The sequence below is a fragment of the Streptomyces sp. NPDC047841 genome (genome assembly GCF_040704085.1).
Lineage (GTDB): Bacteria > Actinomycetota > Actinomycetes > Streptomycetales > Streptomycetaceae > Streptomyces > Streptomyces argyrophylli.
In genome coordinates this window covers 269,196-284,544 of record NZ_JBEYRP010000002.1, presented here as the reverse complement: position 1 = coordinate 284,544, position 15,349 = coordinate 269,196, and the positions used below count along the sequence as shown (strand labels likewise).

General features: G+C 73.7%; 13 protein-coding genes. 3 read left to right on the top strand and 10 right to left on the bottom strand.

The window, feature by feature from the left end:
• Positions 1 to 46: 46 nt before the first annotated feature.
• The 5 genes from AB0947_RS03870 to AB0947_RS03850 all read right to left on the bottom strand — a co-directional run bounded on the left by AB0947_RS03870 (position 47) and on the right by AB0947_RS03850 (position 5,338).
• Positions 47 to 1,852, bottom strand: a complete 1,806-nt coding sequence (locus AB0947_RS03870) for a DUF2690 domain-containing protein (RefSeq protein WP_366748637.1) — start codon at positions 1,850 to 1,852, stop codon at positions 47 to 49.
• 83 nt (positions 1,853 to 1,935) lie between these two features.
• A complete protein-coding gene (locus tag AB0947_RS03865; protein ID WP_366748636.1) occupies positions 1,936 to 2,601 on the bottom strand; it encodes a response regulator transcription factor in 666 nt (221 codons plus the stop codon).
• Positions 2,602 to 2,635: 34 nt separating this feature from the next.
• Positions 2,636 to 3,805 carry a sensor histidine kinase gene (locus AB0947_RS03860; RefSeq protein ID WP_366748635.1) on the bottom strand — a complete coding sequence of 390 codons (1,170 nt, stop codon included), beginning with the start codon at positions 3,803 to 3,805 and terminating at the stop codon, positions 2,636 to 2,638.
• Positions 3,806 to 4,020: 215 nt separating this feature from the next.
• Complete coding sequence (locus AB0947_RS03855) at positions 4,021 to 4,494, bottom strand: DUF3017 domain-containing protein (protein WP_366748634.1); 474 nt, start codon at positions 4,492 to 4,494, stop codon at positions 4,021 to 4,023.
• Complete coding sequence (locus tag AB0947_RS03850) at positions 4,484 to 5,338, bottom strand: bifunctional methylenetetrahydrofolate dehydrogenase/methenyltetrahydrofolate cyclohydrolase (protein WP_366748633.1); 855 nt, start codon at positions 5,336 to 5,338, stop codon at positions 4,484 to 4,486. Before AB0947_RS03850 ends, AB0947_RS03855 begins: the two co-directional genes overlap by 11 nt.
• Positions 5,339 to 5,574: 236 nt before the next feature.
• On the opposite strand from AB0947_RS03850, the gene AB0947_RS03845 reads away from it, so the two are divergent.
• Positions 5,575 to 6,171 carry a hypothetical protein gene (locus tag AB0947_RS03845; protein WP_366748632.1) on the top strand — a complete coding sequence of 199 codons (597 nt, stop codon included), beginning with the start codon at positions 5,575 to 5,577 and terminating at the stop codon, positions 6,169 to 6,171.
• A gap of 258 nt (positions 6,172 to 6,429) precedes the next feature.
• On the opposite strand, the gene purH is transcribed toward AB0947_RS03845, so the two are convergent.
• On the bottom strand, positions 6,430 to 7,992 hold the full coding sequence (purH, locus tag AB0947_RS03840) for a bifunctional phosphoribosylaminoimidazolecarboxamide formyltransferase/IMP cyclohydrolase (RefSeq protein ID WP_366748631.1): 1,563 nt from the start codon (positions 7,990 to 7,992) through the stop codon (positions 6,430 to 6,432).
• The gene (purN, locus tag AB0947_RS03835) at positions 7,989 to 8,627 is read right to left on the bottom strand and encodes a phosphoribosylglycinamide formyltransferase (protein ID WP_366748630.1); all 639 of its coding nucleotides are present in this window, start codon (positions 8,625 to 8,627) and stop codon (positions 7,989 to 7,991) included. Before purN ends, purH begins: the two co-directional genes overlap by 4 nt.
• Before the next feature lie 295 nt (positions 8,628 to 8,922).
• Here purN and AB0947_RS03830 point away from each other — a divergent pair, with 295 nt between their 5' ends.
• Positions 8,923 to 9,948 (top strand): hypothetical protein, encoded by a 1,026-nt coding sequence (locus tag AB0947_RS03830; RefSeq protein WP_366748629.1) that lies wholly within the window; start codon positions 8,923 to 8,925, stop codon positions 9,946 to 9,948.
• Between the two features lie 5 nt (positions 9,949 to 9,953).
• On the opposite strand, the gene AB0947_RS03825 is transcribed toward AB0947_RS03830, so the two are convergent.
• Positions 9,954 to 12,119, bottom strand: a complete 2,166-nt coding sequence (locus tag AB0947_RS03825; protein WP_366748628.1) for a DUF6350 family protein — start codon at positions 12,117 to 12,119, stop codon at positions 9,954 to 9,956.
• Between the two features lie 96 nt (positions 12,120 to 12,215).
• Here AB0947_RS03825 and AB0947_RS03820 point away from each other — a divergent pair, with 96 nt between their 5' ends.
• Positions 12,216 to 13,091, top strand: a complete 876-nt coding sequence (locus tag AB0947_RS03820) for an RNA polymerase subunit sigma-70 (RefSeq protein ID WP_366748627.1) — start codon at positions 12,216 to 12,218, stop codon at positions 13,089 to 13,091.
• Positions 13,092 to 13,170: 79 nt separating this feature from the next.
• On the opposite strand, the gene sucD is transcribed toward AB0947_RS03820, so the two are convergent.
• Together sucD and sucC are read right to left on the bottom strand one after the other, a co-directional pair.
• Positions 13,171 to 14,055, bottom strand: coding sequence for a succinate--CoA ligase subunit alpha (sucD, locus tag AB0947_RS03815; protein ID WP_014674472.1), 885 nt, complete (start codon positions 14,053 to 14,055; stop codon positions 13,171 to 13,173).
• A 26-nt stretch (positions 14,056 to 14,081) separates the two neighbouring features.
• Positions 14,082 to 15,260 (bottom strand): ADP-forming succinate--CoA ligase subunit beta, encoded by a 1,179-nt coding sequence (sucC, locus tag AB0947_RS03810; RefSeq protein WP_171153557.1) that lies wholly within the window; start codon positions 15,258 to 15,260, stop codon positions 14,082 to 14,084.
• Between the last annotated feature and the right edge of the window lie 89 nt (positions 15,261 to 15,349).

The following is a 15,349-nucleotide window of genomic DNA, read 5'->3' as shown; positions in this document are numbered from 1 at the left end:
AATTCCCCTTCCGCTTCTTCCGCCCCGCCGCCCCCGGCCGCCGCGCTCAGTCGGTGCAGCCGGTCTCGCCCGAGGCGAGCGTGGCGCAGGCCGTGGCCTGTGCCGGGTCGTGCACGGCGACCATCGGGGTGTAGCCGATGGTGTCTCCCACGGCGGTGATGTCACCCGTCTGGCGGACCTTGCCCACGGTCACCCGTACGGTGTCGCCCGGTGCGCCGCTGGTGATCCGGCCCCAGGCCGTGCCACACACCTTGCTGTAGCGGACCTCCAGGGTGGTGGTGCCGACGGTGGCGGTCTTCGCGGTGCTCACCAGGTCGCCGCTGCACCCCATGGTCTCCGCGTCCTTGCCGGTGCAGGAGGCGCCGACACACTTCACGCCGGGGGGCGGGCTCGGCCGTGCCGGGGCGGACGGAGAGGGTGACCTACGGGCACCCGCGTCCGTCCCGTCCCGATGGGTGAGGAAGAAGACCCCGGCGATGAGCACGCCGACCCCGACGAGTCCCGCGAAGAACATCACCACTTGCTGCCGGTGCACGGACCACCGCCGGCCTCCGGCGGCTCCGCCGGGGATACCCGGGGTGCGGCCGGGGGTGGCCGGGGTGCGGAGGGCGGTGGTCGGGGCACCTGCGGCGGGGCCCGGGGTGCGGGGAGGCACGGCCGGGGTTCTGACGGTGAGGCCCGGGGGCCAGACGGAGGTGTTCGGGCCTCCGCCGGCGGCGTCCGGGAACCGGGCGGGCGCGCCCGGTGCTCCGGCAGTCGGGCCCGGGGTCCGGGCGGGCGTGTCCGGGCTGGGGGGCGAGGAGGGCGGAGTCCGCGCCGGGCCCGGCCGGGCGCTCGCCTTCGACGGACCCCGGTAACCGGCCACTCCCCAGGAGTTCTTGACGGGCGGATCGTCATCGCCGGACGCGGTACGGGAATCAGCGGGGGACGTCGCGCTCACGTCAGCGGGGGACGCGGTGCCGGTGCCGTCAGCGGGGGACGCGGTGCCGGTGCCGTCACCGGCGTCCGGGCCGGCGTCCGGGCCGGTGTCCGGCGCCGTACCCCGGCCGCTCTCCCCCGCCGTGGCCGAGCCGTCGCCGCCGTCCCCGTCGCCGCCGGTGCCCGTGCCGTCCCGCGCGCCGGCGCGGTTTCCGGGGGCCTCCGAGGCGGTCGGCTGGGCCGGGATCTTCGGCGGGACAGCGGCGGGACCGGCGATCCCCAGCGCGGCCGCGAGGCCACCGCCCTCACCCGCACCGGCACCCTTCCGGCCGCCCGACCCCCCGGACACGCTCCCGGCCACACCGACGGACGTGCCCCCGGCGGCCCCCGCGGCCCTGCTCCCGGCCGCTGCGCCGGCCGGCCGCGCGGACTTGACCCCGGCCACACCGGCCGCTCCCGCGGACGCGCCCCCGGACGCAACGTCAGCCGGCCCCCCGGCCCGGCTCCCGGTCGCTCCGCCGCGCGTCCCGGCGCCGCCAGTCGGGGCCGTCGGTTTCGGTGCGGGTACGGGTGCCGTCTTCTTCGTCGGGTGGGCCAGGTCGCCCAGGGCCGCCCGGGAGCCGGTGATGTCGATGGCCTGGAGCGTGTGGTCGTCGTCCGACTCCGCCCGGGTCCAGGAGCGTTCGGCCCTTTCCCACAGGGCGGTCAGGGGGCCGGGGTCGGCGCCCGTGGCCTCGGCGAGGGCGATGACCGCGCCCTTCGGGGCGAGGAGCCGGCCGCCCAGATAGCGCTCCCAGGACGTCTTGCCGTAGCCCGTGCGGTCGGCCAGGGCCGCCGTGTTCAGGCCACCGCGGTCGGCCAGTTGCCGCAACCGGACGGTGAACTCCCTCATCTGCGGGTCCAGATCCTCCGGCAGGGCTTTCCACCGAGGCATCGCCTACCCCCTCTTCCCCTCTTCCCCCGTCTTCCTTGCAGGTCGCGCGGTACGCGCTGACCAAAAGGATGCCAGGGCGGCGGTCAACCGCCAGGGGTGACCAGCCCCGTCTCGTACGCCAGCACCACCGCCTGCGCCCGGCTGCCGAGACCGAGCTTGGTCATGGTGCGGTTGAGGTGGGTCTTGACGGTGGCCTCGCTGATGAAGAGGCGGTCGGCGATCTCCAGGTTGGACAGGCCCCGGGCGGTGAGCCTGAGGACCTCCACCTCGCGGGAGGTGAGCACGCCCAGGTCGGGCGGTGGCGCGGTGTCGGCGGGCGCCTGCTGGCGGGCGAAGGCCTCCACCAGGCGCCGGGTGACGCTGGGGGCGAACAGGGCGTCCCCGCCGTCGATTGCCGTGACCGCCGCCAGCAGCCGCTCGGGGCCGGAGTCCTTCAGCAGGAAACCGGAGGCACCGGCGCGCAGCGCGCCGTACACGTACTCGTCGAGGTCGAAGGTGGTCAGCACCAGGACCCGGGGCGGCCGTTCGGCGGCCTCGGCGAGGATCCGTTCGGTGGCCTCGATCCCGTTCACGCCGGGCATCCGGATGTCCATGAGGACGACGTCGGGCCGGGTCTCGGCGGCGAGCCGTACGGCCTGCTCGCCGTCCTTCGCCTCGCCCACGACCTCGAAGCCGGGCGCGGCGTCGAGCAGGCCGACGAGTCCGGCGCGGATGAGGAACTGGTCGTCCACGACGAGCACTCTGATCATTCCGTACGGTCGTCCCCCCGGCCGTGTCCCGTCCCTACCGCTCCGCCTCCCGCGCAGCCCCGCGGTCGCGTTCGGCGGCCGAGGTCGGCAGGGTCAACCGGACCTCGTAGCCGCCCTCGGTGCGTGGGCCGACACTGATCGTCCCGCCGTAGAGCGTGGCCCGCTCCCGCATGCCAATCAAGCCGTGACCGCCCCCTGTGGGCATTCTGTCCGGATCCGCCCCCTCGCCGTCGTCGGTGACGCGGACGGTCAGCTCGTGGGCTCCGTACCGCAGTTCCACGCGCGCGTGTGCGGGCCCGGCGTGTTTGAGGGCGTTGGTGAGGGCCTCCTGGACGACGCGGTAGGCGCACAGTTCGACACCGGGCGGCAGCGGGCGGGCGGTGCCCTCGACCCGGAGGTCCACGGGCAGGCCACCGGTCCTGACCCGGTCGACGAGTTCGCCGAGCCGGGCCAGGGTGGGCATGGGGGCCCGCTGCGGGGCCTCGGGGTCCTCCTCGCGCAGTACCTGGAGCATGCGGCGCAGTTCGTCCAGGGCCTCGCGGCTGGTGTCGGCTATGGTGCCGAGCGCGCCGCGCGCCTTGGCGGGGTCGGTGTCGAAGACGAACCGGGCGAGGCCGGCCTGCACCGAGATGACCGACATGTGGTGGGCGACGACGTCGTGCAGTTCGCGGGCGATCCGGCCGCGTTCCTCGGCGACCGCGCGGCGGGCCCGCTCGGCGTGTTCGGCGCGCAGCCGCAGGGTGAGTTCGGCGCTGCGGCGCGCCAGGTACCCGAACCAGACGAGCACCGAGCTGTAGAGCAGGGCCTGGCCGACCACGGACGGCATGGAGGGGCTGTGGCTGACCAGGCCGGCGTACACCCAGATCGCCGAGGCGCAGGCGGCGCAGGCCAGGGCCGTGCGCGGCGGGCGGACGGAGGCCACGGTGTACAGGGCGAGCATGGCGCCGAAGGTGCACACGACCGGCCAGTAGCCGAGGCTGATGTAGCAGGTGGCGGCGGTCTCGACGACCGCGAAGACGGCGAGGGGGCGGCGGCCGCGCAGGGCGACCGGGAGGTGGGCGAGGGCGACGAGGGCGTAGGCACGGGCGTCGAGTTCCAGCCATCCCTGCGACTGTGACTCCTGCCCGACCAGGACGGCCACCACGGCCATGGCCACCGCGATCAGCGTGTCGACGACGAGCGGGCGGGGGGTCCTCGGTCGCATCGCCGCAGGGTAACCCGCGCGGCCGGACCCGGGAGTCAATCGCGCGCGGTACCGCGGAAGTTGCAGCCCCCGGTCGCCGTACCCCCTGGGGTGGCAGGGCGGTTCGGCCCGGGGGCGGAGGCGGTGCGCGGCGGACGGCCGTAGTGTCGGGGCCGGGGGACGGCGGTGGCCCGCGTCCCCGGGGGAGACGCGGGCCACCTGCCGTACCGTGCGCGCTACTTGTCGAGCGTGAAGTGCAGGGTGTCCTTGAGGAACGGGATCTGGAGCCACGGGTCGGGCTGGGCCATCATCGCGAGCAGCACGATGGCCAGGCCGAGGACGCCGTAGGTGACGATGTCCGTGAAGCGGGAGCGGACGGCGAGCATGCCGACGCCGGGCAGCATCCAGCGCATGACGGCCCCGGCCAGCAGGCCGGCGCCGATCAGCAGGGTGCCGTAGCGGAACACGCCGAGCGCGGTCAGCAGCAGGCCGAGCGCCACCGCCGACAGCACGACGAGCAGGGGCCACTGCCGGGCGGGCGCCGGGGCGTCGCCGGGCGCGGCCCGGCCGCCGCCCTCGGGGCGTGCGGTGTCCCTGGTGAACAGCGGGAAGCGGCGGGTGACGCGGCGCGGGCGCCCCTCGGCGTCGGGGGCGCTGATCGCGTCGCGCACGGTCGGCTCCGCGGGCCCGCGGGTGTCCTCAGCCGGCACTGCGCTCCGCCGCCTCGACCACGTTGACCAGCAGCAGGGCCCGGGTCATCGGGCCGACGCCGCCGGGGTTCGGGGAGATCCAGCCGGCCACCTCGGTCACGTCCGGGTGGACGTCGCCGACGATCCTGCCCTCGGCGTTGCGGGAGACGCCGACGTCCAGGACGGCCGCGCCCGGCTTGACGTCCTCGGCGCGGATCAGGTGCGGGGAGCCGGCCGCGGCGATGATGATGTCGGCGCGCTTCAGGTGCGCGGAGAGGTCGCGGGTGCCGGTGTGGCACTGGGTGACGGTGGCGTTCTCGCTGCGCCGGGTGAGCAGCAGCGGCATCGGGCGGCCGATGGTGACGCCGCGGCCGACGACGACGACCTCGGCGCCCTTGATCTCCACGCCGTGGCGGCGGAGCAGGGTGAGGATGCCGTTGGGGGTGCAGGGCAGCGGGGCCGGCTCGTTCAGCACGAGGCGGCCGAGGTTCATCGGGTGCAGGCCGTCGGCGTCCTTGGCCGGGTCCATCAGCTCCAGCACGCGGTTCTCGTCGATGCCCTTGGGCAGCGGCAGCTGGACGATGTAGCCGGTGCAGGCCGGGTCCTCGTTCAGCTCGCGGACGACCGCCTCGATCTCCTCCTGGGAGGCGGTGGCGGGCAGTTCGCGCTGGATGGAGGCGATGCCCACCTGGGCGCAGTCGCGGTGCTTGCCGGCGACGTACTTCTGGCTGCCGGGGTCGTCCCCGACCAGGATCGTGCCGAGTCCGGGCGTGACGCCCTTCTCCTTCAGCGCCGCCACGCGGGCGGTCAGATCGGACTTGATCTCGGCTGCGGTGGCCTTGCCATCGAGAATCTGGGCGGTCATGGTCCCATCCTCGCGGATGACCCGGCCCCGGTTCCAATCCGGGTGTCACGGCATGATCAGCGATGTTGCACTTGCACAACGCCTGACGCCCCCGGCTGGACAAGTAAGAGGCTGTTAAAGAACGATGACCGGACAGTGCCGCGGGCAGTACCGGGGGGACGGACCGCATCTGTAGAACTTCCTCCGAACCGTGCCGCGCGTCGTCCCCGCACTTGAGCAGACGGAGGAAGACCGCCATGAGCTTTGGCGACCCCAACAACCCCTACGGCCCGCCGCAGGGCCAGCAGGGCCAGCAGGGCAACTACGGCTACCCGCAGCAGCAGCCCGGTTACGGCTACCCGGCGGCCCCCGGGTTCCAGCAGCCCGGCTACGGCTACCCGGCGGGGCCCGCCGAGATGCCGGGCGGAGTGAAGGCCGCGCGCGTGTTCCTCTGGATCCTGGGCGTCTGCCAGGCGCTCGGCGGTCTGCTGCTGGTCCTGGGCAGCGCCCTGTTCGCCGACCGGATCCGCGACGCCATCTCGTCGGACGGCAGCGTCTCGTCGACGGACGCCGACAAGGCCGCCAGCATCGGGGTGGGCGTGATGATCGTCCTGGGCGTCATCGTCCTGGCCTTCGCCTTCTGGGCGATCTTCACCGCCGTCAAGTTCGCGGGCGGACGCGGCGGCGCCCGCGTCTCGGCGATCGTCTACGGCTCGGTGGTCACCCTGATCAGCCTGGTGAACCTGCTGGGCGGCAACTTCCTCGCGCTGATCAGCCTGGTGCTGAGCATCCTCATCATCGTGTTCTGCGCCAACAAGGCCGGCGGCTCCTGGTTCAACCGTCCGCAGTACTGAGCCGCGCCGCGTCCGACACACCAGGGCCGCGTTCCGTCCGCCCGGACGGGGTGCGGCCCGGTGTCGTTCCCGGCGGCCGACGGGGCCGCACCGGTGGGCTTCGCCCCGCCGCGCACCCGGGAGCCGACCGGCAGCGGGGCGGGCATGGTGCGCGCCGGAGCACGTACCTGACCACGATGGACTGAAACGGTGGCGTCCGGATACGGCCGAGTCCCGCCCGTCGGGGACGGGCGGGACTCGGCCAAGGCGCGGGTGCGGCTAGTGGAAGAAGTGGCGCGTCCCGGTGAAGTACATGGTCACGCCCGCCTTCTTGGCGGCCTCCACGACCTGCTCGTCACGGATCGAACCGCCCGGCTGGACGATCGCCCGGACACCGGCGTCGATGAGGATCTGCGGGCCGTCCGGGAAGGGGAAGAAGGCGTCGGAGGCGGCGTAGGCACCCCGGGCCCGCTCCTCGCCGGCCCGCTCGACGGCCAGCTTGCAGGAGTCGACGCGGTTGACCTGGCCCATGCCGACGCCGACCGAGGCGCCGTCCTTGGCCAGCAGGATCGCGTTGGACTTCACCGCACGGCACGCCTTCCACGCGAACGCGAGCTGGGCCAGCTCGTCCGCGTCCAGGGCCTCGCCGGAGGCCAGCGTCCAGCGGGCCGGGTCGTCGCCCTCGGCCTGCAGCCGGTCGGCGACCTGGAGGAGGGCGCCGCCGTCGATCGGCTTGACCTCGACCGGCTGGGCCGGGCCGTCGGCGCAGCGCAGCACGCGGATGTTCTTCTTCTTGGTGAGGGCCTCCAGCGCGCCCTCCTCGTAGTCCGGCGCCACGATGACCTCGGTGAAGATCTCCGCGACCTGCTCGGCCATCTCCTTGCTGACCGGACGGTTCACGGCGATGACCCCGCCGAACGCGGACAGCGGGTCGCAGGCGTGCGCCTTGCGGTGCGCCTCGGCGACGTCCGCGCCGATGGCGATGCCGCACGGGTTGGCGTGCTTGATGATCGCGACACAGGGCTCGGCGTGGTCGTACGCGGCACGGCGGGCGGCGTCCGTGTCCGTGTAGTTGTTGTACGACATCTCCTTGCCGTGCAGCTGCTCGGCCGCCGCGAGGCCGCCCTCGCCGGAGGTGTAGAGGGCGGCGGGCTGGTGCGGGTTCTCGCCGTAGCGCAGGGTGTGCGCGCGCTCCAGGCTGGAGGCGATGAAGTCCGGGAACCGCGAGTCGTCCGCGGGCGCGTAGGAGGAGGCGAACCAGGAGGAGACGGCGATGTCGTACTCGGCGGTGTGCCGGAACGCCTCGGCGGCCAGCCGCTTGCGGGCGGCGAGGTCGAAGCCGCCGTCCTTCACCGCGGCGAGGACGTCGGCGTACCGCTCCGGGCTGGTGACCACGGCCACCGACGGGTGGTTCTTGGCCGCGGCGCGGACCATGGACGGGCCGCCGATGTCGATCTGCTCCACGCACTCGTCGTCCGAGGCACCGGAGGCGACCGTCTCGCGGAACGGGTAGAGGTTGACGACGACCAGGTCGAACGGCTCCACGCCCAGCTCGGCGAGCTGCTCGCGGTGGCTGTCCAGCCGCAGGTCGGCGAGGATGCCGGCGTGCACCTTCGGGTGCAGGGTCTTCACCCGGCCGTCCAGGCACTCGGGGAAGCCGGTCAGCTCCTCGACCTTGGTGACGGGGACACCGGCGGCGGCGATCCGCCCGGCCGTCGACCCGGTGGAGACCAGCTCCACACCGGCCTCGTGCAGCCCGCGGGCCAGCTCCTCCAGGCCGGACTTGTCATAGACGCTGACGAGCGCGCGACGGATGGCCCGCTTGTTGCTCTCGGCGGTCACTGGATAACTACCTTTCGTCCCTCGATGCGATAGCCGTTGCGGGCGAGCCGCCCCACGACCTCGACGAGCAGCCTTCGCTCGACTTCCTTGATGCGCTCGTGCAGCGCGCTCTCGTCGTCCTCGTCCCGGATCTCGACCACGCCCTGGGCGATGATCGGGCCGGTGTCGACGCCGTCGTCGACGAAGTGGACGGTGCAGCCGGTGACCCGGGCGCCGTACGCGAGCGCGTCACGGACTCCGTGGGCCCCCGGGAAACTGGGCAGCAGGGCCGGGTGGGTGTTCACGAACCGCCCGCCGAACCGCGCGAGGAACTCCTTGCCGACGATCTTCATGAACCCGGCGGAGACGACGAGGTCGGGCCGGTGAGCGGCCACCGCCTCGGCGAGGGCGGCGTCCCACTCCTCGCGGGAGCCGTGGTCCTTGACCCTGCACACGAAGGTGGGGATGCCGGCGCGTTCGGCGCGGGCCAGCCCCTCGATGCCGGTGCGGTCCGCGCCGACGGCCACGACCCGGGCGCCGTACGCCTCGGCGCCGACGGCGGCGATCTCGTCCAGCAGCGCCTGGAGATTGGTGCCGGAGCCGGAGACCAGCACGACGAGGCGCTTGACTGCCGGGCCGGCGGTGGTGGCGGCCACGATGGGGCCCTTTCTGGGGTTGCGGTCCGTGTACGGCCGGATCCGTACGGCGGGTTTGTACAGTCGTACGAATGCTTCACGCCCCCTGATACGGGGAAGTCTACGAAGCGGCCGACCGCCAGCAACGATACCGGCACCGGGGAAGGGGCCCTCGGGACGGGTGGGCGGCCGGACGGTAGCGTTCGCAAGGAGTCACGAAGGAGCAGCCTCGGGAACCGGGTCGTCGTGCGGTGCGTTCACGGGGTGGAAGCTCATGCCGGACAGCCGTAGTCACCTAGGGGAAGACGCTCTTTTGATGCCCGATCGCAGCCTGCGACTCCTCACGTTCCCGCCGCGCCCGGCCCAGGGGGGCGAGCGTGGCGCCGCACTGCTGCGGGAGCGCCCGACCTCGCCGCCCACGGGGTCGCCACGGGATGGTTCCGGCCAAGGGGGCGCCGGTCAGGGAGGCCCGGGACACGATGGCTCGGGCGGCTCCGGGTGGGGCGGCTCCGGGCACGGTGGTTCCGGGCACGGTGGTTCCGGTTCGGGCGGCTCCGGGCCGGGCGGTGAGCGGCAGGACGACAATCCGTTCGCGCCGCCGCCGGAGGGCGTTCCCGACCAGCCGTGGCGGCCCCGTCATCACGGGGACCCGTCCGGCACCGGGCACGGACATGGCCAGGGTCAGGGTGCCGGTCAGGGCCCGGGTGGCCCGGGGTCCGGGCATGGCGGTCAGGGTCCGGGGTACGGCCCGGGTCCGGGTCAGGCTCCCGGACAGGGACCCGGCGGCGGCCAGGGGCCCGGTGGCCACGCTCCCTGGGGCAGTCAGTGGAGTGACCGGCAGCCCGGCCGCTCGCCCGGCAACTTCGGCGAACGCCCGGGCGGCGGTCCCCAGGGCCCCGGCGGACCGGCCGGCTCCGGCATGCGCTGGGACCCGACGGACCCGGCCCAGCGCCGCGCGCGGTACGCCCTGCTCTCCGGCATGTGGGCGGTCTTCTTCGCCCTGTTCAGCTGGCCCTACGTAGCCCTGCTGCTGGGTGCGCTCGCCCTGTACTGGGGCATCAGCGCCCTGCGCGCCAAGCCGCGCCGGCCGTCCCCGGACGCTCCGGCGGCCCCCGGCGGGCCTGCCGCCCCGGCCGGCCGGCCGCAGACGACGGCGGCCGTCAGCGGCCTGGTCACGGCGGGCCTGGCGCTGGTCCTGGTGGCCTCCACCTTCACCGTCCAGCTCGTCTACCGCGACTACTACACCTGCGTCAGCGACGCCCTCACCCACGAGGCCAAGCAGTCCTGCGACACCCTGCTGCCCCGTGAGCTGCGGGGCGTGCTGGGCACGCAGAACAGCTGAGCCGCTCACCCGGAGGAGCCCGGCCGAGGGGTGGGGCCTTGGTTCGGGCCGGGGCCGGGGCTCGTTCCGGTGCGGGGCCCGGGGCGCCCGCCGGCGTCCGGTTCCGGCCGGGGCCCGGCGTGCGCGCCAGGGTGTGCCTCGGGGCGCGTCCCGGCGTGTGACTCCGTGCGCGGCCGGGGTGCGGTGTCGGGGACGGCGCCCCCGGGGGCGTTCTCACGCATGGCCTCGCGCGCGGCCTCGCGCGCTTTCTCCGCAGTTCCCGCCGCCTGCTCCAGGGCCGCCCGGCGGGAGGCGCGGGCACCGTCGTCGTGCCGGCCCCCGGCGAACGGCTCGGCGACCGGACGCGGGACCGGCGCGGGGCCCGGAGCCGGGAGCGGACTCCGGACCGGCGCGGGAGCCGGAGCCGGGTACGAGGTCGGGAACGCGTCGGCGGCGGGAAGCACCTCGTACCGGTCCTCCTCCTCCGCCCCGGCCGCAGCGGAAACCGCCCCCGCCCGAGCCGCCGTACCCGCCCTGCCGTCCTCGCCCCGGCCCCGCGCCTTGAGCCCGCCCGCCAGGTCCCCGCTCCCGGTACCGCCGTCGGCCAGGGCCGGCCGAGCCTCGCCGTGCCCGGCCCCACCGGCCGCCCCGCCCGCGCCCCGGCCCCCGGTCGCCACCACCCCGGTGTCTCCCGCGGCCCCCGACTCCGCCCCTTCCCCCGTCTGCCCCGCCTTCGCCGCGACCGCCGGCGTCACCGGTCCGGCACCGCCCTTCGCTCCGGCCGCCGGTGTCACCGCCCCCTTGCCGCCCTGCTGCGCCCCCCTCGGGGCCGCGGCCCCCGCCTCCGGGCCCGGGGCGCCGTCGTGGCGCCGGGGCCAGGTGCGCAGCCGCCAGGCCCGGGCGATCAGGGCCACCGGCAGCGCGAACAGCAGCGTCCAGGCCCCGGCCGCGCCCCCGGTCCGCCACCACGGCGGGCCGAGGCGGGACAGCGCGGCGACGCCCAGGGAACCGCCCGCCAGCGCGGCGAGCAGGGCGAGGGCCACCGCGCAGACCAGTGCCGTCAGCAGCACCACCCCGGCGGTACGGCCGGCCGACCAGCGGGCCCGCGCCGGTCCCCCGGCCTCCGGCCGGCGCACGGCCGCCCGCGCCACGAACCACCCCGCCGTCATCCCGGCCACCGCCGGCACCACCCCCGCCGCCCAGTTCCCCGGCGTACCGGCGCCCGGGTCCGGGACCGCTGCCAGCAGCGGGAACGGCGGCAGCAGCGGGGCCGGGTCGGAGGCGAGGGGGTGGACAAGGTGTCCGGCGCCGAGGAGGAAGCCGGGGCCGAGCGCGTAGGAGGCGGCCCAGACGGCCGCGTTGGGGATCAGCGCGATACCGAGCAGCAGCACGGCGAACCGTCCCGTCCAGCCCCCCGTCAGCTGGACGAAGGAGGCCCGCGCGAGCTCGCCGTGCCACACCAGTGACACCCCGACCAGCAGCGCGCCACCCCCGAACAGCACCGTCGTCGCGGCACCGGCGGCGCGCACGGCCGCGCTCAGCCGTGCCCACTCGTCCGTGCCGAACACCAGCCGCCGCACCGGTCCCGGCACCACCACCAGGGCGCGCAGCACCGGCTCGTGCGGGCGGCCGTACGCCGACCACACCCCGGCACCGGCCGCGCCCGCCGCGACCAGCGGCAGACACACCGTCACCCAGATCCACTCCGGGCGCAGTTCACCCCGACAGCCGTACAGGGCCGCGGCGGTGCCGACGCCCAGGTAGCCGAGGACCACACCCGTCCACGCCGTACGCGCCCGCACCGGCGGCGGGCCGTCGGGTTCGGTGGGCGCGTCGGTGGCGTCCCGCGCCGCCCGGAACAGCAGCCACAGCGGCAGGGCGAGCAGCAGCAGCGGGGTGACGCCGACGGGCATGGGCGCGCCGGAGAGGGTACCGGTGCGGGTCAGTTCCACTCCGTGCGCCAGCAGCCACAGAGCGGCGGCGATGTGCAGCGCGCCGTCCGGTCCGTCGTCCGGATAGGGCGAGCTGACCCACAGCACCATCACGAGCACGGCGAACGAGGCGAGGCCCAGTCCGGCCGCGACGGCACCGCCCAGCAGGCTCGCGCCGAGTCCGGGTGAGCGGTCACGCATCCGGTGGGCCAGGGGTGACGTCGAGGAGCGGCGAACGGTCATCGGGATCACGCTCGCCATGCTCCCAACGACACGCGCTTTCCCGTCGTAACAGGCGAACCTCCGAAGTGTCGCTCAATATACGTTTATGTTCTTTTTCGTACAGAAGGGTGCATCGTGACGACACAGAGTCCCGAGCCGACAGCCCCTCAGAACCTTGCGGCCACAGCGCGTCTGACGGCCGGACAGGCACCCTCGCTGACTCCCGCTCAGGCCTTCGACGCGCTGTACGCCTTCTGCGCCCCCGCCCTTGTGCGCCAGACCTATCTGCTCACCGGGCGCCGGGAGCTGGCCCGCGAATCCGTGGAACGGGCCTTCCAGCTGGCCTGGCAGCGCTGGCCCGAGGTGGCCCGGGACCGTGACCCGGCCGGCTGGGTACGGGCGGTCGCGTACGACTGCGCGCTCTCCCCCTGGCACCGCTTCCGCCCCCGCTACCGCTCTCCGGAACCCCCGCCCGCCGACCCGGCCGACCAAGCCCTGCTGAACGCCCTGCTCCGGCTGCCGGCGTCGTACCGGCGCACGCTCGTGCTGTACGACGGTGTGGGCCTCGACCTTCCCGAGACGGCGGCGGAGACGGAGGCGAGCACACCGGCCGCGGCGAACCGGCTGATCCACGCCCGGGAGGCGGTGGCCGCACTGCTGCCGGAACTGGCCGATCCGGAGAAGCTGCACCGCCGCATGCTCGAACTGGCCTCCAGGGAGCGGCTGCGCGCGGAGAAGCCGACGACGGTACGCACCGGCTCCGAACGGCGGAACGTCTTCTGGACCCGCGCGGCCATCGCCTTCACCGTGACGATCATCGGCGCGACCACGCTCACGCTGCGCACCGCACCGACGCGCTACGAGGCCCCGGTCGCACCCGCCCAGGCGGTGCAGGGCGTTCCCCCACCGGCCGGGCTGGGCCCGCTCTCCCGGCAGGAGCAGCAACTGCGGACGAAGCTCCACCGGTCGCAGGCGAGCGGGCCGGAGAGACTGGCACCGGAGCCGAAGTGAGCGGTGACGCTCCGGCGAACGCCGGCAGGCCCGCCCCCGGGCGGGGGAACGGGCCTGCCGGTCTGCGCGAAGGGGAAGCTCAGGCGCTCAGGATCTCCCGGGCCAGCTTCGCCGTCTCGGTCGGGGTCTTGCCGACCTTGACGCCCGCGGCCTCCAGGGCCTCCTTCTTCGCCTGGGCGGTGCCGGACGAACCGGAGACGATGGCGCCGGCGTGGCCCATGGTCTTGCCCTCGGGCGCGGTGAAGCCCGCGACGTAACCGACGACCGGCTTGGTCACGTTCTCCTTGATGAACGCGGCCGCGCGCTCCTCGGCGTCGCCGCCGATCTCACCGATCATCACGATCAGGTCGGTGTCGGGGTCGTCCTGGAACGCGGCCAGGGCGTCGATGTGCGTGGTGCCGATGATCGGGTCGCCACCGATGCCGACGGCGGTGGAGAAGCCGATGTCCCGCAGCTCGTACATCATCTGGTACGTCAGCGTGCCGGACTTCGACACCAGGCCGATGCGGCCCGGCTTGGTGATGTCGCCCGGGATGATGCCGACGTTCGACTGGCCCGGGGTGATGATGCCGGGGCAGTTCGGGCCGATGATGCGGGTCTTGTTGCCCTTCTTGCCGGCGTACGCCCAGAAGGCGGCCGTGTCGTGCACGGCGATGCCCTCGGTGATCACGACGGCCAGCGGGATCTCGGCGTCGATGGCCTCGACGACCGCGTCCTTGGTGAACTTCTCCGGCACGAAGATGACGGAGACGTTGGCGCCGGTCTTCTCGACGGCCTCCTTGACGGTGCCGAAGACGGGTACCTCGGTGCCGTCGAAGTCCACGGTCTGACCCGCCTTGCGCGGGTTCACGCCGCCCACGACGTTCGTGCCGTCACCGAGCATGAGCTTGGTGTGCTTCATGCCGGTGGCGCCGGTCATGCCCTGGACGATGACCTTGCTGTCCTTGTTGAGCCAGATAGCCATGGTGGTTTGAGTCCTCGTCCTCGTGCTTACTTGGCGGCGGCCAGCTCGGCGGCCTTGTCGGCCGCGCCGTCCATGGTGTCGACGCGCTGCACCAGCGGGTGGTTGGCGTCCGTGAGGATCTTCCGGCCCAGCTCGGCGTTGTTGCCGTCGAGACGGACGACGAGCGGCTTCTCGACCTTCTCGCCGCGGTCCTCCAGGAGCTTCAGGGCCTGCACGATGCCGTTGGCGACCTCGTCGCAGGCGGTGATGCCACCGAAGACGTTCACGAAGACGGACTTGACGTCCGGGTCGCCCAGGATGATCTCCAGGCCGTTCGCCATCACCTGGGCGGAGGCGCCACCGCCGATGTCCAGGAAGTTGGCGGGCTTGACGCCACCGTGCTTCTCACCGGCGTACGCGACGACGTCCAGGGTGCTCATGACGAGACCGGCGCCGTTGCCGATGATGCCGACCTCGCCGTCGAGCTTGACGTAGTTGAGGTTCTTCTCCTTGGCGGCGGCCTCGAGCGGGTTGGCCGCGGCCTTGTCGTGGAGCGCCTCGTACTCGGGGTGACGGAACTCGGCGTTGTCGTCGAGCGACACCTTGCCGTCGAGCGCGAGGACCTCACCGGAGGCGACCTTCGCGAGCGGGTTGACCTCGACGAGGAGGGCGTCCGACTTGATGAAGGTGTCCCACAGCTTGACCAGGACGTTGACGACCTTGTCCGCGACCTCGGCCGGGAACTTGGCGGCCTCCACGATCTCGCGGGCCTTGGCCTCGTCCACACCGTCGATCGGGTCGATCGGGGTCTTGGCGACGGCCTCCGGGCGGGTGGCCGCCACCTCCTCGATCTCCATGCCGCCCTCGACGGAGGCGATGGACAGGAAGGTGCGGTTGGCACGGTCGAGGAGGAAGGAGACGTAGTACTCCTCGACGATCTCCGGAGCGGTCTCGGCGATCATGACCTTGTGGACCGTGTGGCCCTTGATGTCCATGCCGAGGATGTCCGTCGCACGAGCGACGGCCTCGTCCGGGGAGGCGGCCAGCTTGACGCCGCCGGCCTTGCCACGACCACCGACCTTCACCTGCGCCTTGACGACGGACTTGCCGCCGAGCCGCTCGGTGATCTCGCGCGCCGCCTCAGGCGTGTCGATGACTTCACCGGCCAGCACCGGTACATCGTGCTTGGCGAAGAGGTCCCTCGCCTGGTACTCGAACAGGTCCACGCGCTTCCGTCCCTATCAGTGATCTCGCGGTTCGTTGGATGCGTGGGCGTGCCGCGAAGGGCAACGTGACGTCCGCTGTCACTAGGGAA

What these genes read in the sequence shown, in the direction of transcription:
- AB0947_RS03870 (WP_366748637.1), bottom strand. Translation starts at nt 1,852, where the DNA reads ATGCCTCGGTGGAAAGCCCTGCCGGAGGATCTGGACCCGCAGATGAGG.
- AB0947_RS03865 (WP_366748636.1), bottom strand. Translation starts at nt 2,601, where the DNA reads ATGATCAGAGTGCTCGTCGTGGACGACCAGTTCCTCATCCGCGCCGGA.
- AB0947_RS03860 (WP_366748635.1), bottom strand. Translation starts at nt 3,805, where the DNA reads ATGCGACCGAGGACCCCCCGCCCGCTCGTCGTCGACACGCTGATCGCG.
- AB0947_RS03850 (WP_366748633.1), bottom strand. Translation starts at nt 5,338, where the DNA reads ATGACCGCCCAGATTCTCGATGGCAAGGCCACCGCAGCCGAGATCAAG.
- AB0947_RS03845 (WP_366748632.1), top strand. Translation starts at nt 5,575, where the DNA reads ATGAGCTTTGGCGACCCCAACAACCCCTACGGCCCGCCGCAGGGCCAG.
- AB0947_RS03830 (WP_366748629.1), top strand. Translation starts at nt 8,923, where the DNA reads ATGCCCGATCGCAGCCTGCGACTCCTCACGTTCCCGCCGCGCCCGGCC.
- AB0947_RS03825 (WP_366748628.1), bottom strand. Translation starts at nt 12,119, where the DNA reads ATGGCGAGCGTGATCCCGATGACCGTTCGCCGCTCCTCGACGTCACCC.
- sucD (WP_014674472.1), bottom strand. Translation starts at nt 14,055, where the DNA reads ATGGCTATCTGGCTCAACAAGGACAGCAAGGTCATCGTCCAGGGCATG.